Below are 20,881 nucleotides of genomic sequence, written 5' to 3' on the forward strand. Positions count from 1 at the left end.
TTTTGTTGATGAAACACCTGGATAATCTGCTGTTGTTAGGCGACCCTCGCCTATATCAAGTTTGCGAACCCGTTACTGAAGATGACAAACCGTTTATCAATAAGTGGGTGCGCGACTTACACAACGTGATGGAAGAAATTCGGGCGAAGTACAATTTTGGGAGGGGCATTGCTGCGCCGCAGTTAGGCATTATGAAACGGCTATTTTACCTGAATGTAACTGAGCCTCAAGTCATCATCAACCCAGAAGTTACCTGGACAAGCGATGAGCAGTTTACCCTTTGGGACGACTGTATGAGCTTCCCTAATCTTTTGGTTCAAGTGAGCCGCTACAAATCTCTGAAATTAAATTATTTAAATAAAGAGTTTAAGCCCCAAGAATGGCTGATCGAGGAACCTGAAATAGCTGAGTTAGTCCAGCACGAACATGATCATTTGAACGGAGTACTCTGCACTATGCGGGCGATTGATGATAAGTCTTTTCAGTGGCGCAGATAATTTATCTGCCTCTCTATTTTACGCAGCCTACTAATTTCACCCGGTTATTACACAATTGAAATTCCAGATTTGGTTGAATTATAAAGTCTTTGTTGAAAGTGTTCGGTAAAAAAGGGGGCTCTTCGTCCCAGCAAATTCCCTAATTAATTTATTTTTTATGTTTTCTTGTACAACACTGACAGCCACAATATACAATAACTATCCCACCCTTTGCAAAATCACCTAACAACCCGCATATTGGAAACCGAAACAAAATCTAACTACTCAATACATGCCTGAGCAGAAAAAACTACGCAGCCACGACTGGTTTGGCAAAGCCGATAAAATGGGATTTATCTACCGCTCTTGGATGCGGAACCAAGGCCTACCTGATCATGCCTTCGATGGTCGCCCGATTATCGGTATCTGCAATACCTGGTCGGAATTTACTCCCTGCAATGCTCACTTTCGCGAGCTGGCAGAGTACGTAAAGAGAGGCGTGTACGAAGCCGGGGGATTTCCGTTTGAGTTTCCAATTATGTCGCTGGGGGAAACCTTGCTCAAACCTACGGCAATGTTATTTCGTAATCTGGCCAGTATGGATGCGGAGGAATCTATTCGGGGCAACCCGATGGATGGAGTAATCTTGCTGTGTGGCTGCGATAAAACCACTCCTTCCACTATGATGGGGGCTGCTAGTGTTGATCTACCAACTTTGGTAATTTCGGGAGGACCGATGCTCAACGGCAAGTATCGGGGTGAAGAAATTGGTTCAGGAACCGCTGTTTGGCAGTTTAGTGAAAACCTACGGGCGGGTAAAATTACGCAAGAAGAGTTTTTCTACGCTGAAGGTTGCATGTCGCGCAGCCGAGGCCACTGTATGACGATGGGCACGGCTTCCACCATGGCCTGTATGGTAGAGTCACTGGGAATGGGCATGCCCCACAACGCTGCTATTCCGGCGGTAGATTCCCGTCGGCGAACCCTAGCGCATATGGCAGGACGACGCATTGTAGAGATGGTACACGAGGATTTGAAGATGTCTAAAATTCTAACCCGAGAAGCGTTTGAGAACGCCATTGTTACCAATGCGGCCATCGGCGGTTCTACCAACGCCATTATTCATTTGCTGGCGATTGCCGGACGGTTAGGCGTAGAATTGACGCTGGACGACTTTGATCGGCTGGGGCACGATATTCCTTTGCTGGTAAATCTGATGCCTTCGGGAAAGTATCTGATGGAAGACTTTTATTACGCGGGCGGACTGCCAGCCGTATTGAAAGAGCTGAAAGAGCACCTGCACTGGGATGCCATAACTGTAAACGGAAAAACCATTGGCGAAAACTCCGAAGCTGCTCCTTGTTACAATGATGACGTAATCACCAGCATTGACCAGCCACTGAAAGAGCGATCGGGCATTGCGGTAATCAAAGGGAACCTAGCCGAGAACGGCGCAGTGATCAAACCTTCCGCTGCTACCCCCACTCTGATGAAGCACCGCGGACGCGCGGTAGTGTTTGAAACCATTGAAGATTACCACGCTCGCATCGACGATCCTAATCTGGATATTGACGAAACCTGCGTGATGGTACTCAAACAAGTTGGTCCCAAAGGCTACCCCGGAATGCCCGAGGTAGGTAATCTGGGACTTCCCAAAAAAATACTAGAAAAAGGTATTGAAGATATGGTGCGTATCTCCGACGGGCGAATGAGTGGCACAGCCTACGGCACTGTCGTACTGCACGTTTCCCCCGAATCAGCTGTGGGAGGAACTTTGGCTTTAGTACAAGATGGAGATATGATTGAGCTAGACGTAGAAGCCCGAAAGTTGCACCTAGACGTATCAGATGAAGAACTTGCTCAGCGACGAAAACAGTGGAAAGCCACCAACCTGGGCTACGGCCGGGGCTACGCTCAACTGTATATTGATCATGTTCAGCAGGCTGACCTCGGAGCTGATTTTGATTTCCTTCGGGGTGGTTCGGGTGATGAAGTAGCCCGCGATTCTCACTAACCTTAGTCAGTCATTATCTCTACCCTTCTAGTGTTATCATCAGGTACACGGTCAACTAATAAGGCGTTGGGATCAATACCGACTTTAGTTGGTTTACGATCAACCACCACCGAAAACGTATTTTCTGTATCAGTGATTTTACGTCGATCCAGGTAGATTAACTCTTCCTCGCCTGTTTCATCCTCAGTGTAAACCCCGATGTCAATCCAATCATTAACAAACGTCGCTGTCTCTGCCCCTAGCGAATCAGCATAGAACTTTTCGGATTGGGTAGTGAAATTGACTTGATATTTTCCGTCTTCCAGCTCCTGATAGGTAGCTTCCTGAGTACGGTTGCTATACAATGTGATACGTTCAAACAGATCAGTAACGAATGGCTGTAATGAGTCAGGGGTAACTGCCCGAAAACGCTCTAACAAGTCGCGAGAGGTAGTGTAAGGCGGCTCTTGATACGCAACCTTCTGGGTATAATTATACAATGCTTGGTTCACCTTGTCTTCACCGATGTAGTCTTGCAGCGCGTACATCACGTTGCTTCCTTTTTGGTAATGAATGTAACCCATATTCTCAACCAGCCATAGCGGCACTTCTTTTCGTTCTTCAGCTCCGCGGGAGCGTAGGTAGTTATCTACTTCGTAACGACGATAGTCCTGAACGCTCTTCTCATTTTTATGCTGTTTCATCACCATCAGAGCAGCATACTGCGCCATGGTTTCAGATAACAAAGTGGCGCCTTGTACATTGGCGCCGATCACTTGATGAGCCCACCACTGATGTGCCATTTCGTGGGCAACTACGTGCAACACCCGGTCTTTAGTATCTTCATCTTCCAGATTCTCGATAAAGCCGATACTCTCTGAGTAAGGCATAGTTCCCGGAAAAGCCTGGGCAAAAGATGCGTAGCGCGGAAATTCAATAATCCGGGCTTGCTCGTGTGGATAGGGTGAGAATTTCTCTGAATAATACTCTAAGGAAAGCTTCACAGCTTCCGCCATACGTTCTACATTATAATCATGCTCAGGCTGATAGTATATCTCTACGTCAACATCATTCCATTTGTCTCGCAGCACCTCGTAACGAGCCGAAATGAATGAGCCAAAATTTAATACCTTCGTTGTTAGCTGATAGTGAAAGTAGCGTTTACCATCTTCCTCCCATTCTTTTATCATTGTACCAGGTGCAACCGCAATTTGATCGGGAGCGGTACTCATCACCGTTTCGTAGTGTATCCAATCAGCATCATCACTGAGATAGTTCTGATTCTTGGCTCGCTGATCGTCAATAGAAGGCATGCGGTCGCGCTTTGGTAAGTCATGATCTTTCCGATCCTGACGACCGGTAAGCTCGCGACTATTTTCGTAGCCTAACGCGGGAACAAATAGGGTCTGATTAAAGAATGAGCCATTATTCACTACTTGCTCCAGACTCACTTCATTCTCAAACCCCTGAGACTCGTACGCACTACGCACCGTCATTTCCAGTGAATCTCCTGGCAATAAAGGTTCACTCAACTGATAAATCCGGTACCCCAGTCGTGAATCATCCAGCACTACTTGGGCATCAGGTAACACCACCTCCTCTAGCTTTACTCTAGAGATAGCATAAGTAAGATGTAGAGAATCGATAGGCTGATTCGTTTTATTTTTTAGCACCAGTTCGGCGCGGGTGTACAAATTTCGTTCGTAGGGTTCCAGATCAACAAAATATTTAGCAGAAGTAATGCGGGGTTGGACAATGCCTTCGTACTTTTTGTACTGCCGTTCGTATTCTGCTTGTCGCTCTTCCACAGCTTCAGGGTTAATGTATTCATTCAAAATATTGGTATTGTAGAAGATGAACCCTCCGACCAATAGCCAGACTGTGGCAATCCCCAGGGCTACATTTCTCATCGTGGGGGTAAATCGTTGTTGGGCGATCTCCAGTCGCTGGGCTATTTTAGTTTCTTTGCCCCGCACCCAGAGTAAAATAGCCACTAGACTCAGTAATCCGCAGAACAGTAACCAATACACTCGAAACCACACGGCTCCAGCAACGGCTGGACCAAATCCGTTCATATCCGAATAGGTGTATCCCGAATACCCACCGAAGAGCAGCAAATTGTGGTGTACCTCCCAGGCATCCACCAGCACAAACTCTTGAAACAACAGATACGCAATGATGGCGAAATATCCTAAGTACTTGTTGTTGACCAGTACGTGAATGAAAATAGACAACACTGCAATAAAAATCATAGACATCCACGTAAATCCCATATCTATTAAATACACATCAAGCTGAAAGCGAGTGTATCCATTAAATAATTGGACAAACACACCGATAGTAATACTCATCAGAAGTATGATGGCTACTAGCCCTATTAAACTAATAATCTTGGCTAAGTACATTACCCAGTCGGGATAGGCATAAGCATCGTAGAAGGTGTCCATGCGGGCATCCCGCTCCCGCCAGACGAGCACCCCGCTGTAGTAGATAATAATCGCGTAAATGAATAGGAAAAAAGCTCCTTCAAGTGTCTCAATTACATTGTAAGTCACCGGATAACGGATTACGTCTCCCGATGCCTCGGTCACAAACCACAGATTGGGTAGGGCATTAATCAGCCCAATACATAATAAGATAATAAACGGCGTACTTCGTACGGTGCCCAAAAAATCGATCTTAATTTGATTGACAAACTGTTGCCACCGAGCCCGACGGTTGTAGTGCAACGTAGTTGACGGAAGTGGCTCTAACTGAACAAACATAGGCTTAGATACAGCGGGAGATTGCTCTAGTACTTTCTTTCGCTTTGCTCGTCGCCCAGTGAAGCTAAAAGATACGTAGGTTACCAATAATAATATCAGAGCTACTCCAATCCACAGTAATCGATTAAGCAGTACGTAGCCACTCAGGCCTAACACCATCGTATTTTTATCAGCAACCGTCCAGTACTTGGTCGCAATAGCGTAGGTGCGGATCGCAAACGGGTCAAGTAGCATTCCTAACGTTTCATTATCCAAATCGCCTACCAGAAGCTGACTTACAACGTAAAGTACCAGTAGTAGTACGGCTCCAATAAATGAGACGATCACACTACGGAAAGCAACTGCGAGGGCAAAAACGACTGCTGCCGCCAGTAGCGTATTAGGTAGTATGAAGATAAGCAGACTATTTAGGTAAGCTTCTGGCATAAATGGCCCAATCCGTTCGGGCTCTATCCAGGGCATGGCACTGCCAATAATTATTCCAGCGAATACTCCCAAGAACGGTACAAGAGCAGTAATGTAGCCTCCTAAAAAACGCCCCAATAAAAAGCTCCCCTTATTGATGGGAGCAGAAAATATGATCTGGTCGAATTTCTGCTGGAAGTCACGCAGAGCGGCACTATTCATAAATGCGGTAACCATTACTATCCCAATGGTACCAATCACCACTGTATATTGGGCAATGACGAAAGGAGCATTCTTGTAGACATTGCCCGTATCGCCCCCAATGATGACATTATCACTAACTACTGCGCCGTATACCAGCAGCCCGACAATCAGGAAGAAAATATACACCATGTATTGGGTAAAGTGCTGGCGTATCTCGAAGGAAAATATTTCTTTAAACATAATTTCTTGATGATAAAGGAGATACTACAACTGGGCGGCACTAACCCCCATAATCTTAGAGAAGTACACATCTTCCAGGTCAGCTTCTACTAGCTCAAAGTCGGTTAAAGGTTCTTCGCTGTGTACGTGGATGCGGGTCTTTCCACTTACCAGCTTACTTGAAATAATCGTGTATTTTTGCTGGTACTCCTTCATTTCCACTTTCTCAATCGTTCGCTCGTAGATTAATCCGTCTAGTGAGTCTACTGCTAGCTGCGGCGAGCCTGAGAACAATACTTCCCCTTCGTGAATAATCGCCATATCAGAGCATAGCTCCTTCACATCGTCTACAATATGAGTAGAGAGAATCACGATAACGTTCTCGCCAATTTCGGATAGTAGGTTGTAGAAGCGGTTTCGTTCGCCCGGATCAAGTCCAGCAGTGGGTTCATTGACAATAATCAACTTAGGCTCACCCAATAAAGCCTGGGCAATGCCGAATCGTTGCCGCATTCCGCCCGAAAAACTGCTAACACTCTTCTTCCTATGGTCTTGCAGATTGACCCGCTCTAGCATAGCATCCACCAGCGTTTTTCGCTCTTTTTTATCAGTTATACCTTTAAGCACTGCCATATGATCAAGAAGTTGCTGAGCACTGATTCGGGGATACACTCCAAATTCTTGGGGCAGATAACCAAGCACCCGACGCAGCGCAACTTTATCTTCCAACACATTGATATCGCCTAGCTGAACACTTCCACTATCGGCCTCCTGCAAGGTAGCAACAGTACGCATCAAAGTTGATTTTCCTGCTCCATTGGGTCCGAGCAACCCAAACATTCCCTTATTAATTGTAAGTGAAACGTTATTGAGGGCAATTACTCCGTTGGGGTAGGTTTTGGTAAGATTCTTAATAGTGAGCTGCATGATTAATGATGGATGAATAGTGATTAATGAATAATGGAAACGAGAGACCGAAGTTGATATCAGGTTAACATTTATCTGCATCAGTCAGCTTTGTCATTTTATTTATTCTGTATCCTAAAATTCCTGCGTTTATGTCTATTGCAATGTGCAGGACAACTACTAACCAAATATTTTTAGTAAAATAGTAGATAGCCGAAAACAACAATCCTAGAATAAATGAACTAATCAAATTGGTTCTTCCGCTTCCGATATGGGTGATCGCAAAAATTATGTTGGTTGCAATAAAGGCAATTACCAGACTGGAGTTTTCTCTCAAAAATTCAAATAGGAACATCCGAAAAATCACCTCTTCACAAATTCCCGCACTTACTGCAACGAGAGTAAACCACTTTAATTCCTGAAAAGTTGTAGGTAAATAATGGTAAATACCTTTCAATTTCCCTTTAACAGCATTGACATTATCTAACGTGATTTTTGTCGTTCTGTATTGAAAGTAGGCAAAAGCCGAAATTAAAATTGCTACTCCGATATTGATGATAGAAACTCGGGGGTAAAAGTCTAAAGTTGGTTGCTCATTGATAAAATTATTCACTAAAACTAGAAGTGTTAGCCCCCAAAATATGAGTAGGGTCTGCTTATAATCGATTAGACGATACTTTTCATTCCGCTTGATGTTGCTATTTACTTTTTGATGGGTAGCGACAATGTAAATGGGGTAAACTACTCCAATTAAAACTGCTAATAGATTGGTCGTTGCTAAGTTCATTAGTACCCTTGACTTCTCTTTGAAGTGGCGTTCGCTTGTCTGTTCGTTGTTGAATTAGTATCTAATTGGTCACAGATTCTTAAAGCAACCCCAAAAGATACCCCAAGAATCTGTGATCAAGTTCTAAATTTATTTAGCTTGAGCTACTTTTTCACCCAATACGGTTACTAGCTTCACAATCTTTTGCTGGGTAGCACCATCTGCGTACTTATCGTTATGAAGCTTTCCTACTCGGATACTGCGGCTGTAGTATTCCAATGCCTGCTGGGGATTCTCCGTTACAGCACGGTTGCCTTGAGCGATGAGCTCTTCAATCTCATTTTGAGTTTGGACTTCACTCATCTGCGTTATTAGTGCAACAATTTTATCCTGTGTCGCCTGATTGGTATAATTCGGATCGCTTAGTTTGCCAACCCGAATGCTTCGGCTATAGTGTTCTAGAGCAAACTCGGCCTGTCCGAGTTGAGCATAATGGTCGCCTAGAGCGATAAGGTGGCTCACACTTTCAGGAATAGTAAAACCGATACTCTGAGGTAGTGACTGAGCCGGGTTGCGAGAATTAATATCCGCTGCATGACCGAGGAAAGTGGTTCCAGTAAGAATAGCAATTGTAAAGATTTGGGCGAAAGAATTATTTAAATTTTTCATGATTAGTGAAATTTGGTTTTGTAAAAACTCGCGGCTTCGTTGCCGTTGGTATGGTTCAAAAGTGCGAAATAGTCTTGGATGAGTAAAAAAAAGTATGACGAACGGTACATAAGAAGGATGAACCGGGTATTTTTCGTGACGAACTGCGTTTGTCATTCGCTTTTGGCAACCATCGTATAATCTGGTTACTTTGCAACATGGCTAAGTTCAAGAACATAGCGTTTGCCCCTGTTGCGTACCAATTGGCTCTCTGGTTCGTTCTAGCAGCAGGAATATTCCTTACCCCTCGCCCTACTGAGCTGCCAGCGGTTGATTTTCTGGTGTTTGGACAAATTATTCTGGGGCTTCTGCCTTTAGTCGCCACTGTTTATACCAACCACTACCTACTGGTTCCTCATTTTTTACAGAAGCAAAAGCATAGTTTTTACTGGGCAACTCTGGTGGCACTAATCACGCTTGCTGCGAGCTTCGACTGGTTTTACCCTTATTTTCCTTATCCACAATCATCATTTTTTACGCTCTGGGGATTGCACTTGCTACTGATACTATCCGCCATGAGTTTGTACCTCATCCGTAAGTTCGCATTTCATCAGCAACGGGAATTTGAGTTACTGCTTCGGCAGAATGAGATGGAGATGCAACTGCTGCGTAGCCAGATGAACCCGCACTTTTTGTTCAATGCCCTCAACAGTATTTACTCTTACGCGCTGGAAGGCTCAGATCGGGCGGCCGATCTGATTATTGAGCTATCACAACTTACTCGATACCAACTGGAAAGCTCCCGAAAGGGTATGCTGCCACTGGCTGATGAAATAGAGTTTTTGCATAATTTTCTATCGCTGGAAGAAACCCTTCCCAGTGACAAGTTTCAGCGAATTCATAAGTCCTACATCATTAATTTAAGCAAAGTTGACCAAGCCCACGGAAAGATGGTCACTATCAACGAACAGGAACTACCCGTAGGCAACGCTTACCGACAACAGCTACTTGAACGACTGGGTAATTAGCCAACGTCTTCTACTTAGTACACTTTGTATCAAAGCCCCTCTTCTTATAAATGAGTTTTGTCTATCAAAAGGTATCTCAGATTAAAATCTATGAACCCCGTTCCAAAGACTTTAAACCACATTCTAATTCAGTCTATCTTATTATTCAACTCAAACGATGGCTGACCGGTCAAGAAGCCTTGTTCTATCAGAAATTGGTCGGTTCTGTACAACGTTTCTAAAAAATACTGGTGCCCCGACTGGCGACCTACGTTGAAAAAGCCATGCTTTTGTCCAGGATAGATATATATCGTACTTTCTACCTCCAAGCTATCCATACTTGCTTCTAACTCATGTATATTGGAAATAGGGACTGTGGTATCATCTTCTCCGTGGAAAATTAGGGTGGAAGGCATTTCTGCTGAAACATGATGATAGGGCGAAGCATTAATCGTATCTTTTCCTAGCATCTTACTGCCGAAACCAACTGAGGTAGTATTCACCACCGGATTATATAGTACCAAGGCTTTAGGTACGTACTCTAGCTTCTCAGCTTCGTCAAAATGATCAATAAGTGCGGTGCAAAGTGCCAAATGCCCTCCGGCAGACCCACCGCCGACGGCAATTTTGGCGGTATCAATACCTATTTCAGTTCCGTGTTCTGCTAAATAGCGTAGTGCATCCCGAGCATCCTGAATGGCTTCAATAGGAGTGGTACCGTGTTTCTTTTTCACCCGATAATCTGCTGTAATCGCCGTTATTCCTCGTGTGGCGAGATACTTACTGTGAGTAGCAAAGTGCTGATGATTACCTCCCGTCCAGCCACCGCCAAAGAAAAAAAGAACGGTTGGAGAAGGTTCTTGCAAACCCGACTTAGGCTTATAAAAATGGAGTTGAAGATTAGCCTGAGGGGTGGTTTTGTAGACAACCTCCTGAAGCTCATAGTTTGCAGTATCAAATGGCAATGGGTCTTCATGCTGACCAATCAGCGGTTCTATACTAAGAAAAAGTAAAGTCAAAAGAGTAAATAATCGGGCTAATTTGGCGATAGAAGAGAAATGGGGAAACATTATTATCGGTCAAGTGTGTTACTTTGGTACCAAGTTACGGCACAATCTGTATTTTTGTAGTATAAGCTATTGATAACTTTTTAACTATTCTTTCCTTATGGCATTTGATCTGGATATGATTAAAGACGTTTACACCCAAATGGGTGAACGCGTCAGTAAGGCTCGTGAGATCGTAGGACGACCACTCACCTTAGCCGAAAAAATATTATACAGTCACCTTTATCAAGGTAACCCTACCGAAGCTTACGAGCGCGGAGGCTCTTACGTAGATTTTAAACCCGACCGGGTAGCTATGCAAGACGCTACGGCTCAAATGGCTCTTCTTCAATTTATGCAGGCAGGAAAAGAGCAAACGGCTGTTCCTTCTACTGTCCATTGCGACCACCTGATTCAGGCAGAAGTGGGTGCCGAGGAGGATTTGGAAAAAGCAATCTCTACCAACAAAGAAGTTTACGATTTTCTTTCTTCAGTTTCTAACAAATACGGTATTGGCTTCTGGAAGCCAGGGGCAGGAATTATTCATCAGGTAGTACTGGAAAACTACGCTTTCCCCGGAGGAATGATGATTGGTACGGACTCCCACACTCCAAACGCAGGTGGTTTGGGAATGATCGCTATCGGAGTGGGTGGAGCTGACGCCGTAGACGTAATGGCGGGAATGCCCTGGGAGCTAAAAATGCCTAAGCTAATTGGAGTAAGACTTACTGGGCGACTTAGCGGTTGGACTTCGGCTAAAGATGTCATTCTGAAAGTAGCCGGAATCCTGACAGTAAAGGGAGGAACCGGAGCCATTGTAGAGTACTTTGGCGATGGTGCTGATGCTATCTCTTGCACTGGTAAAGGAACCATCTGTAATATGGGCGCAGAAATCGGGGCGACCACTTCTCTATTCCACTATTCCCATAAAATGAAAGACTACTTGGAGGCGACCGAGCGAGCCGATATAGCTGCTGAAGCTGAAAAGGTAAAAGACCACCTCCGGGCTGACCAAGAAGTGATTGATAATCCGGATGAATACTTCGATCAGGTAATTGAAATCAATCTTTCAGAACTGGAGCCCCACGTGAATGGCCCCTTCACCCCAGATTTGGCCTGGCCTATTTCTAAGCTGGCCGAAGCTGCTAAGGAACACCAGTGGCCAGAAAAAATTGAAGTGGGTCTCATTGGTTCTTGTACCAACTCATCGTACGAAGACATCACCCGTTCTGCTTCTATTGCCCAGCAAGCCGCTGATAAAAATATCAAAGCTAAATCAGAATTCACCATCACTCCGGGTTCTGAGCAGGTGCGGTTTACCGCTGAGCGTGATGGATTATTGGATGTATTTGATAGCATCGGTGGAGTGGTTCTTGCCAATGCCTGCGGCCCTTGTATCGGACAATGGGCTCGCCACAGCGATGATCCAGATAAGAAAAATACCATTGTGACTTCCTTCAACCGGAACTTTGCTAAGCGGAACGATGGTAATCCCAACACCCATTCATTTGTTACCTCACCAGAGCTCACAACTGCTCTGGCGATTGCCGGAACACTAAAGTTTAATCCGCTGACGGACAAGCTGAAGAATGAAGACGGAGAAGAAGTAATGCTTGAAGAGCCACAGGGTATCGAGCTGCCTCCCAATGGGTTCGGGGTAGAAGACGCTGGTTATCAAGCCCCAGCAGAAGACGGTAGCGATGTTGATGTAGTTGTGAAAGATGATTCGGAGCGATTACAAATTTTAACTCCCTTTGACGGTTGGGATGGCGACAATATCACCGGAATGCGCTTACTACTAAAGGCCTACGGAAAGTGTACGACCGACCATATTTCTATGGCGGGGCCTTGGTTACGCTTCCGCGGACATTTAGACAATATCTCCAACAACTGCTTTATCGGAGCGATCAATGCGTACAATAAAGAGGCGAATAAGGTAAAGAACCAGTTAACCGGAGAGTACGGTGAAGTTCCCGCTACGGCACGAGCCTACAAAGCTGAAGGCATTCCGCAGATTGTAGTAGGTGACGATAACTACGGCGAAGGCTCTTCCCGGGAACATGCGGCAATGGAACCCCGTCATTTAGGTGTTCGGGTGGTGTTAGTAAAATCCTTTGCTCGTATCCACGAAACTAACTTGAAGAAGCAGGGCGTTCTGGGTTTAACATTTGCTAACCCCGAAGATTACGATAAAGTACAAGAAGATGATACAGTAGAAACTGTAGACCTCGACCAATTTGCACCCGGTAAGCAAATCACGCTGAAGTTTACCCACGCAGATGGTTCAGAAGACCTAATTAAGACGAATCATACCTACAATGAAAACCAAATTGAGTGGTTCAAATCCGGCTCTGCCCTTAATCTAATCCGTAAGCTGGAAGGTAAGTCTTAATTGCTTAGCTCATTATTATTTCAAAGCCGTAACCTGACGAGTACGGCTTTTTTATTTGCTATGCTTCAATACTATTTTTTGATTTATTTATTCTGACGACTGTATTGACGGATGAGACACATCTCCGGCTTTCCCTTTCACGGGTATAAATTCTATGGGTGGATAAAATAAAGCTACGTCATCTATATTCCCTCCTTTTAAAAAGCGAATAACGGTAGGAGTTGCTTCCGGATGGGTGAGTATCTGTTCGTGCCCGGCATTATCAACAATGATGTGGCTGCTGTTGGAGAACCCCCAGCGAACTTCTTCGGCTTGGTAAGGTGGCGTGTTAAAATCCAGCGTACCACTCATAAACAAGGTACGCACATTGCTAACCAATGGCTCCCGAAATTCTTCGCCCAAATCAGGATGGGGCCAATCGGTACTCATGGAAGCCTCCAGAATATCCCGAAATGGGCTTACGGCTAGTTCCTCCTCTACTCGGGCTAATCGGCTTGGACTCCCCCCCGATGCTATATCCATTGTGGCGTTCATGCCATGCTCTACGTAGAAGCCCTCAATGCGTTTTTGGATAAACCATTGCAACATAGCGTAATTACCCTGATCAATGCTGTACAGCAGCCGAGGAAAAACCAGAATATCAGAAGCATCGCCAATGTCAATGCGTAAAATCATATTCAGCCCAAAGGAACCCACCTTCATCTTCATAGACTCACCCGTAAGCGGTGAACTAACTTCTACCTCCGCTGGGTTCTCGTCTAGAGAATGAACCACTCGCTGGTACAAGTCCGTTAGGTCGGGTACTACCGCTCTTATCTTCGGGTCAGCCTGAGCCATTAGGGCAATCTTCTGAAACTGCGTATCCATTGCCGAAGGCAGCTTGAAAGTATGATTGAGTCCTTCTACACCAACCAGTACTGCGTTTTTTACGTGCGAACCAAAATACTTGATGTAGGCTTGTCCCAAGTGGGTTCCGTAGCTGAAGCCATACAATGAAAATTGGTCGTAGGATAAAGCTTGACGCAGATCATCAATATCCTGGGCACTTTCTAGCGTAGTATACCCGAGTAAATCAACCCCTCGTTGCTTAAAATCATCTAAAGCAGCCTGACCCATTTTCTCAGAATAGCTTTCTCTTGCCGCTTCATCGGCGAGAATATCCGTCGGAATACCTTCTTGATGGATATACAGCACTCGTTCCGTCCCAGCACCTGTTCCCCGCTGATCGAGCAGAATTACATCACTCACTTCCAAAAAGGGCAGCCATTGTTCCAGATAATGCGAATCATCCGCCTGCCAAGTACAGCTTAGTCCAGGTCCCCCCTCCAGATAAATGAGCGGAACGTCCGGTTCAGAATTGGTGCTCTTTAGTTGCACAAAATGAATGGAAATTTCTTCTGAATCAGGATTGTTGCGATTTTCCGGCACCTTTAGACTTCCGACGGTAGCGTTCACCACTGTTCCTGAGGCAGATTTGAAGGACTTATTCTCGGTCGTTAGGCGCTCGGAATAGTCTTGGGCACTAGCAAAATGACTCATTAGATACATACCCAACATTAGCAATAGATTTTTCATCGAGTTTAGTTTTTTCTCAATGATAAGCTTATAACTGATACCAAAAGTTGATAGCAGCCTAATGACCGATAACCAGTGACAGATTATCGATTTGACCGTACCAATTGCATTCGTCATTCGGTACTGTTAATTCGGGTGACCTTACCCATCATTCGTCGACCATTCCCGACCAACATCTATTTTTTGAGTAATTTTCAGATATGGGAGAGGAAAACCATATTGTCGATCGAGTCTTTCAACATCGTTGGTTACCGCATTTTTTGTTTTGGGTTGTATTTCTGCTGATGGCTCCGTTTACGTCAGACCGAGGCTTAGAGAAAGCGGGAGAAGCTTTTCTTATCCGAACAATAGCTTTGCCTACGAAGATGATGGCAACGTACCTCCTGGTTTATTATCAAATTCCCCAACTCTTACAGAAGAAAAAGTACCTAGAATTCATTCTTAGTTTTGTAGTCAGCGTAGTAGTATTTACCATTCTGGCTCGCTATACCACCATCCACATCGCCGAAAGGCTAACTGATCCGGATGAGGTGCCGGAATCGCTGGGGCAAATTATTCGTGAATATGAGTTTACCCTAGGGTACTTTGGCCGGATATATCCATTAGCTTTTCTCTTCCTTTTCTTCAAAATGATCAAAGACCGAGGAATAGAAAAACAAAAGATTGAGATACTCAAACAGGAAAAAGCGAATGCCGAACTCAATTTTCTAAAAGCTCAGATTCATCCCCACTTTCTCTTCAACACCCTCAATAATCTATACGCGCTTACTTTAGAGAAATCAGATGAGGCCCCCGAAGTGGTTGCCAAACTGGCGGAGATGCTAGACTATATGCTCTACCGTTGCCAGGACGAAAAAGTACCCATCAGCCAGGAAATCGCGCTGTTGGAACACTATACTGACTTAGAAAAATTACGGTACGGGGATCGGCTTACGTTAAACTTCACGTATTCCGTTGATAATCCGCAAACCCCGATCGCTCCGCTTATTTTAATTTCTATTGTGGAAAATGCTTTTAAACATGGGGTTAGCAGCGTGGTCGGCCCGGCAGCAGTTAGCATATCGTTGGAAGTGCTAAACGGTAGGTTGGATTTTAATGTAATCAACAGCAAACCAATCGCCACGGAAGCTGATCCGATGAATTACAAAAAGGGAATTGGCGTACAAAATGCTCAACGTCAGCTAGATTTGCTGTACCCTAATCAGTATGCGTGGCGCACGGAAGAACACGCTGAAACCTACGAAGTACATTTGAGCCTATGAGTACCCAGAATAGAATTAATTGCCTAGTGGTAGATGATGAGCCATTGGCAGCTAGGTTGTTAACGAGGCACATCGATCAATTCGCGCAGTTGAATCTGGTGGCAACCTGCGAAAACGCGCTGGAAGCGTTTGATATACTACAGAAGGAATCCGTAGATTTACTATTTCTGGATATTCAGATGCCGGGCATCGACGGCCTCCGATTCGCCCGATCACTACAACATCCCCCTAGCATTATTTTTACCACCGCCTACCGCGATTATGCGGTAGAGAGCTACGAACTGGATGTGGTAGACTATTTACTCAAGCCGATCACTATTGACCGTTTCCTAAAATCCATCACTAAATATCTAGGACGAACTAGTAATCGAGCCCGTGAATACCCCAAAGAAACTGCTACCGATGGCGAAGCATCGTTCATGTACGTAAACACGAACCGCAAATTCGTGAAGATACAATTTGACGATGTGTTGTATGTCGAGAGCCTAAAGGATTACGTGAAAATTCACCTTCGGGATCAAGATATTCTAACCAAGGAAAAAATCAGCGAGTTTGAGCAGAAGCTACCCGTCTACTTCCTCCGTATCCATCGCTCCTACATTGTCAATAGCAATAAAGTCTCGGCCTACACCATGCATGATATTGAGATCGACGGCAAGGAAATTCCTATCGGAGTATCTTATAAAAAAGAGGTGGTTAAGTTTTTAAGGCAAACTAGCACTCGCTAATCTTATGAAAACTTATAATACTGATTAACATATATTTAACACCAATTAATACAAGTATTACTTAAAGCTAACTCACAAGATTTCATTCATTAGTTTTTGTAGAATATCCTGAGCGGCCTGAGCAATTACTGTTCCTGGTCCAAATATTCCCAGCACTCCTACTTCGTAGAGAAAATCGTAATCCTTCGAAGGAATTACTCCGCCCACAATGATGCCAATATCATCCCGATCAATCTTCTTAAGTTCTTCTATTAGTTCAGGAACAAGCCCCTTGTGGGCTCCAGCCAAACTAGAAATTCCAACTACGTGCACATCGTTTTCGGCCGCCTGCCGGGCTACTTCTTCGGGGGTCTGAAAGAGCGGACCAATATCAACGTCGAAGCCCAAATCAGCGAAACTAGTAGCGATAACCTTCGCCCCTCGGTCGTGCCCGTCTTGCCCCATCTTAGCCACTAAGATTCGGGGGCGTCGCCCATCTAGTTCAGCAAATTGATCGGATAGTTGTCGGGCTTTTATAAAGTCTTCGTTCATAGCAATTTCTTTAGCGTATACGCCCTGTACAGTTTGAGAAGTAGCCTGAAACCGCCTAAAAACTTTTTCCATAGCACTCGATATTTCTCCCAGTGTAGCTCGTTCCCGAGCGGCTACCACTGCCAGCTCCAGCAGATTCCCTTCTCCGGTTTCAGCCGCATTTTCCAGGGATGTGAGCGCGCTTCGTACCTTTTCGTTATTGCGGCTATCTTTTACTGCATTCAACCGTGCTAGCTGCTCGGAACGCACCTGCTCATTATCCACTTCCCGCACATCAAATCCTGTATCGCTGCCTTCGTTAACCTGAAAACGATTCACTCCCACAATAACCTCTTCACCGGCATCAATCCGCGCTTGCTTTTTAGCCGCTGCTTCTTCTATTTTAAGTTTAGGAACTCCTTGCTCAATGGCCTTTGCCATTCCGCCTAAGCCTTTTATTTCTTCCAGATGCCCCCACGCTTGTTCTACTAACTTTCCTGTGAGGGATTCAACGTAGTAAGAACCTCCCCAAGGATCAATCACCGGAGTGATAGTTAATTCTTCCTGCAAGAAAAGCTGAGTATTACGAGCAATCCGAGCCGAAAACTCGGTAGGCAAGGCAATAGCTTCGTCTAGTGAGTTAGTATGCAGCGACTGGGTTCCACCAAAGACAGCAGCTAAAGCTTCCAGGCAGGTTCGAGCCACGTTATTAAACGGGTCTTGCTCGGTGAGACTATAGCCCGAGGTTTGACAATGCGTACGCAGTGCCATCGATTTAGGATTCTGCGGATTGAATGGCTTCATCAGTTCGGCCCACAGTAATCTACCAGCCCGTAATTTGGCAATCTCCGTGAAAAAGTTCATACCAATTCCCCAGAAGAATGACAAACGAGGAGCAAAATCGTCAATTGCTAAACCTGCTTTCAGTCCGGTTTGCACATACTCCAACCCATCGGCTAAAGTGTAGGCCAACTCTAAATCGGCCGGAGCACCAGCTTCATGCATATGGTAACCGCTGATACTAATTGAATTGAACTTAGGCATATGTTGAGCGGTATAGGCAAAGATATCAGCGATAATCTTCAGCGAGGGCGCAGGGGGGTAAATGTACGTATTTCGCACCATGAACTCCTTCAGAATATCGTTCTGAATAGTTCCTTTGAGTTGTTCGGGCTTCACGCCCTGCTCTTCCGCCGCTACAATATAAAACGCCATAATTGGAATTACCGCCCCGTTCATAGTCATAGAGACCGACATTTGATCGAGTGGTATTTGATCGAACAATACCTTCATATCCTCTACTGTATCAATGGCTACTCCCGCTTTTCCCACATCACCCGTTACGCGCGGATGATCCGAATCGTAACCCCGATGAGTAGGTAGATCAAAAGCTACCGACAAACCTCGTTGCCCAGCGGCCAGATTTTTACGATAAAACTCGTTCGATTCAGTAGCAGTAGAGAAACCCGCGTACTGTCGGATGGTCCAGGGGCGGGTTACATACATGGAGGCGTAAGGCCCCCGTAGGTAGGGTGGAATTCCGGCTACAAACCCCAGGTGGTTTAACTCATCTACGTCAGACTGGTAGAAAACTGAGGGCAGTGCTTTTCCTGAGGCTTTTGACGAAACTGCCCGAGGGGAAAGTCGTACTGGTTTCGCTTGGTATTTTTGGAAATCTGGCTTCATGGTAGTACTCGGCTAATTATATTCAACAACGGGAGAAGGTCAGCCTGAGCGTGTATAACAGCATCTATTACTCTTTTTTGTAGTAACTCAGCTAGTAATGGAGTGGTCCCTACCACTATTTTTGGCACTAAAGCTAATTCGGCATGATTCGCCTCCTCCTCTAAGTGTGATTCGTACCAAGTGTCATCGCCACAGAAAATTATAACGGCTGGTTGACCTTTTTGCAAACTAGCTGCTAGCGAATTTTCTGCGGTAGAATATGATACGCCTAAAGTTGTTAGCAGCTCTGTAACAAAAGTTATTTTTTTACTAACCATTGAGTTATTTGTGCCTCTAGACCCCAAAATGGCAACTAAAGGCTCCTTCTCTTCGGGTAACTTATCTATTCTACGCCGAACATTCTCCCATCGCTTCATGTACGATGGTACGCTTTTATTATCTAAATCGTGATCATTTGTTATCTTTTCCAGAGGATTTGCATAGCGCGTTACGCCTACTACTGTTCTTTTTTGCTGCAACAGTTCTTGCTCTCTTTTTTCAATGTTTGGGTGAAACTGTTCGGCTAAATTTATTACACCTGACCGATAATACCCTCCCTCTTTTTCTATTACCAAAAATAGCTTCCAGGCTTGTTCTACCATATCATCTATCAACTTAGTGAAGAAGTACGCTCCATCAACCGAATTCTTTACATCGTGCAAACGTCCTTCCTCACGCAGTAGGTGCTGAATATTGGCTGCCATCCTGATTCCAAACTCGCTAGGTTGATTGTACCGGAAATCATGACAGCGAAGGGATACCACGTCAGCCTCGCCCACAGTAGCGGCCAATGCTTCTACGGTATTTCTCATCAAATTTGCATCGGGGTCATACAGACTTTTATTCAACGTGCCCGACATAGCCCGAATCTCAATATGGTAAGGATTGCAATCTGCTCTACCGTAGGCATCAAGTATATAACGCATAAGTACGCGTGCTGCTTTAAGCTTAGCTACATCCAGATAAAACTCTCCGCTAAGACTTAAAGCCAGCTCAGTTTGCATCACTAGCGATTCTACTGATACTCCTTGGTCAGTAAGCTGATCCCAGTGAGCTAATAACAGGCTCAGGGAAGCGGCCAATTCTTGAACCGCGGTTGCTCCCTCATTACCCAATACATCGCCCCGAATTCCTAACCACCGAATATCGTTTTTATTGGTTTGCTCATTTATCAATGATGTCAAATCTACAACTTGTTTATCGCTTAAAGGTGAGTTGGGATTAGACACTGACGAGTTATAAAGGGTAAGCCCTAGTTTATTTTCCTTTACAAAATGTTCAACAAACGAAGCAATTCCAGTACTATCACCGTGTTCATAAGCTAATGCCGCCGATTGTATCGTTGAAACCTTATTTTCTCCCCCAAAAAGCCGACTGGCTTGGGCTAGCGACGAGAAGACATCTTCTAAACCCAAACGACTCATATCTATATCCGCAGTGTCCAGCGAAGGTTCAGCTAGCATTATACTGATCGTTGGGCAAATTAACTCCTGAGAAATAGGAAGTTCGTACTCCACCGTCTGCCTATGACCTATTGATTCGGCAGTGTTAGTCGCCGAAAGCATTAAGTCTTCGAACCGAAACGTATAAGGAAACAAGATAGACTCAAACTTACGGGTCTCCCGATTGGCCTGCTCAATCCACTCCGACTCAGTTTTAGGTTGAAATCTGTCAAACATATAGAGTAAATAACAAGTGTACTATTGAATTTAACTGGGTGTCAGCCTCTTAGGTTACCCCGCTCTTTTTACCATTTCAGTTTTAGAAAATAGCTTTTTTCCCTAAACCGTAGATTATCAAATTGTTAACATTTTTCTCCGCTCTTAACTTTACTTACTACTTTAATATCTAACTAATATGGAAGCATTTTTTAAGACTAAAATTTTATGATTTTTCTGTATATAAATTTTTCTGGACGTAGCAGATTTAAAATTTACTAAGCAGTACAACTACTATTTTACGCTTTTTTCTAGCTGATCCATAGGTAATTATACCTGAACCATTCATTTAACTCTTAAAATCAAAAGCTGGGTTTATTCTCTCTCAGACTAGATTTACATTTTGCAGAATTCTAATAATAATCCAAGTCAATATCTGACTCGTTTTTTTCTTTATTTTTTTTTTCCAACCTTTACTAACGCTTCGCAAATTAATCCTCGTACTGGCATCGCTAATTTGTAATTCGTTCAAAATAGAATGATGGCAGACTAATTGCTAATAATGATACTTGCTTATGCGATCTAACCTACTACTG

The 20,881-nt window shown here is 44.5% G+C and carries 14 protein-coding genes; 6 read left to right on the forward strand and 8 right to left on the reverse strand.

All coding sequences use genetic code 11. The annotated features are described in order from the left end of the window. Window positions 1–8: 8 nt before the first annotated feature. A complete protein-coding gene (locus tag P0M28_RS30300; RefSeq protein ID WP_302207260.1) occupies window positions 9–497 on the forward strand; it encodes a peptide deformylase in 489 nt (162 codons plus the stop codon). A 271-nt stretch (window positions 498–768) separates the two neighbouring features. Further along, window positions 769–2,490 (forward strand): IlvD/Edd family dehydratase, encoded by a 1,722-nt coding sequence (locus P0M28_RS30305; protein WP_302207261.1) that lies wholly within the window; start codon window positions 769–771, stop codon window positions 2,488–2,490. A 2-nt stretch (window positions 2,491–2,492) separates the two neighbouring features. On the opposite strand, the gene P0M28_RS30310 is transcribed toward P0M28_RS30305, so the two are convergent. The 4 genes from P0M28_RS30310 to P0M28_RS30325 form a co-directional block, all read right to left on the reverse strand. Then, the gene (locus P0M28_RS30310; RefSeq protein ID WP_302207262.1) at window positions 2,493–6,083 is read right to left on the reverse strand and encodes an ABC transporter permease/M1 family aminopeptidase; all 3,591 of its coding nucleotides are present in this window, start codon (window positions 6,081–6,083) and stop codon (window positions 2,493–2,495) included. A gap of 24 nt (window positions 6,084–6,107) precedes the next feature. Next, the gene (locus tag P0M28_RS30315) at window positions 6,108–6,989 is read right to left on the reverse strand and encodes an ABC transporter ATP-binding protein (RefSeq protein ID WP_302207263.1); all 882 of its coding nucleotides are present in this window, start codon (window positions 6,987–6,989) and stop codon (window positions 6,108–6,110) included. A gap of 64 nt (window positions 6,990–7,053) precedes the next feature. Continuing rightward, a complete protein-coding gene (locus P0M28_RS30320; protein ID WP_302207264.1) occupies window positions 7,054–7,755 on the reverse strand; it encodes a CPBP family intramembrane glutamic endopeptidase in 702 nt (233 codons plus the stop codon). Between the two features lie 129 nt (window positions 7,756–7,884). Continuing rightward, window positions 7,885–8,403: a hypothetical protein gene (locus P0M28_RS30325; protein ID WP_302207265.1), complete on the reverse strand. Its 519-nt coding sequence runs from the start codon at window positions 8,401–8,403 to the stop codon at window positions 7,885–7,887. Window positions 8,404–8,600: 197 nt separating this feature from the next. On the opposite strand from P0M28_RS30325, the gene P0M28_RS30330 reads away from it, so the two are divergent. After that, the gene (locus tag P0M28_RS30330) at window positions 8,601–9,410 is read left to right on the forward strand and encodes a histidine kinase (RefSeq protein WP_302207266.1); all 810 of its coding nucleotides are present in this window, start codon (window positions 8,601–8,603) and stop codon (window positions 9,408–9,410) included. Window positions 9,411–9,538: 128 nt separating this feature from the next. On the opposite strand, the gene P0M28_RS30335 is transcribed toward P0M28_RS30330, so the two are convergent. Then, window positions 9,539–10,459, reverse strand: a complete 921-nt coding sequence (locus tag P0M28_RS30335; protein WP_302207267.1) for an alpha/beta hydrolase — start codon at window positions 10,457–10,459, stop codon at window positions 9,539–9,541. 97 nt (window positions 10,460–10,556) lie between these two features. On the opposite strand from P0M28_RS30335, the gene P0M28_RS30340 reads away from it, so the two are divergent. Next, window positions 10,557–12,827, forward strand: coding sequence for an aconitate hydratase (locus tag P0M28_RS30340; protein ID WP_302207268.1), 2,271 nt, complete (start codon window positions 10,557–10,559; stop codon window positions 12,825–12,827). Between the two features lie 87 nt (window positions 12,828–12,914). Here the strand turns inward: P0M28_RS30340 and P0M28_RS30345 are convergent, their stop codons facing one another. Continuing rightward, the gene (locus tag P0M28_RS30345; RefSeq protein WP_302207269.1) at window positions 12,915–14,402 is read right to left on the reverse strand and encodes an alpha/beta fold hydrolase; all 1,488 of its coding nucleotides are present in this window, start codon (window positions 14,400–14,402) and stop codon (window positions 12,915–12,917) included. 200 nt (window positions 14,403–14,602) lie between these two features. Here P0M28_RS30345 and P0M28_RS30350 point away from each other — a divergent pair, with 200 nt between their 5' ends. Together P0M28_RS30350 and P0M28_RS30355 are read left to right on the forward strand one after the other, a co-directional pair. Further along, the gene (locus P0M28_RS30350) at window positions 14,603–15,664 is read left to right on the forward strand and encodes a sensor histidine kinase (RefSeq protein WP_302207270.1); all 1,062 of its coding nucleotides are present in this window, start codon (window positions 14,603–14,605) and stop codon (window positions 15,662–15,664) included. Further along, window positions 15,661–16,392: a LytR/AlgR family response regulator transcription factor gene (locus P0M28_RS30355; protein ID WP_302207271.1), complete on the forward strand. Its 732-nt coding sequence runs from the start codon at window positions 15,661–15,663 to the stop codon at window positions 16,390–16,392. Before P0M28_RS30350 ends, P0M28_RS30355 begins: the two co-directional genes overlap by 4 nt. Before the next feature lie 72 nt (window positions 16,393–16,464). On the opposite strand, the gene scpA is transcribed toward P0M28_RS30355, so the two are convergent. Both scpA and P0M28_RS30365 read right to left on the reverse strand, forming a co-directional pair. Next, window positions 16,465–18,588, reverse strand: a complete 2,124-nt coding sequence (scpA, locus tag P0M28_RS30360; RefSeq protein WP_302207272.1) for a methylmalonyl-CoA mutase — start codon at window positions 18,586–18,588, stop codon at window positions 16,465–16,467. Next, window positions 18,585–20,306, reverse strand: a complete 1,722-nt coding sequence (locus P0M28_RS30365; protein ID WP_302207273.1) for a methylmalonyl-CoA mutase family protein — start codon at window positions 20,304–20,306, stop codon at window positions 18,585–18,587. Before P0M28_RS30365 ends, scpA begins: the two co-directional genes overlap by 4 nt. Window positions 20,307–20,881: the final 575 nt, after the last annotated feature.

This window comes from Tunicatimonas pelagia (genome assembly GCF_030506325.1).
GTDB classification, from domain to species: Bacteria; Bacteroidota; Bacteroidia; order Cytophagales; family Cyclobacteriaceae; genus Tunicatimonas; species Tunicatimonas pelagia.

Excerpts from the sequence above, each read along its gene's own strand:
- P0M28_RS30300 (WP_302207260.1), top strand. The coding sequence starts at position 9 with ATGAAACACCTGGATAATCTGCTGTTGTTAGGCGACCCTCGCCTATAT.
- P0M28_RS30305 (WP_302207261.1), top strand. The coding sequence starts at position 769 with ATGCCTGAGCAGAAAAAACTACGCAGCCACGACTGGTTTGGCAAAGCC.
- P0M28_RS30310 (WP_302207262.1), bottom strand. The coding sequence starts at position 6,083 with ATGTTTAAAGAAATATTTTCCTTCGAGATACGCCAGCACTTTACCCAA.
- P0M28_RS30315 (WP_302207263.1), bottom strand. The coding sequence starts at position 6,989 with ATGCAGCTCACTATTAAGAATCTTACCAAAACCTACCCCAACGGAGTA.
- P0M28_RS30320 (WP_302207264.1), bottom strand. The coding sequence starts at position 7,755 with ATGAACTTAGCAACGACCAATCTATTAGCAGTTTTAATTGGAGTAGTT.
- P0M28_RS30325 (WP_302207265.1), bottom strand. The coding sequence starts at position 8,403 with ATGAAAAATTTAAATAATTCTTTCGCCCAAATCTTTACAATTGCTATT.
- P0M28_RS30330 (WP_302207266.1), top strand. The coding sequence starts at position 8,601 with ATGGCTAAGTTCAAGAACATAGCGTTTGCCCCTGTTGCGTACCAATTG.
- P0M28_RS30335 (WP_302207267.1), bottom strand. The coding sequence starts at position 10,459 with ATGTTTCCCCATTTCTCTTCTATCGCCAAATTAGCCCGATTATTTACT.
- P0M28_RS30340 (WP_302207268.1), top strand. The coding sequence starts at position 10,557 with ATGGCATTTGATCTGGATATGATTAAAGACGTTTACACCCAAATGGGT.
- P0M28_RS30345 (WP_302207269.1), bottom strand. The coding sequence starts at position 14,402 with ATGAAAAATCTATTGCTAATGTTGGGTATGTATCTAATGAGTCATTTT.
- P0M28_RS30350 (WP_302207270.1), top strand. The coding sequence starts at position 14,603 with ATGGGAGAGGAAAACCATATTGTCGATCGAGTCTTTCAACATCGTTGG.
- P0M28_RS30355 (WP_302207271.1), top strand. The coding sequence starts at position 15,661 with ATGAGTACCCAGAATAGAATTAATTGCCTAGTGGTAGATGATGAGCCA.
- scpA (WP_302207272.1), bottom strand. The coding sequence starts at position 18,588 with ATGAAGCCAGATTTCCAAAAATACCAAGCGAAACCAGTACGACTTTCC.
- P0M28_RS30365 (WP_302207273.1), bottom strand. The coding sequence starts at position 20,306 with ATGTTTGACAGATTTCAACCTAAAACTGAGTCGGAGTGGATTGAGCAG.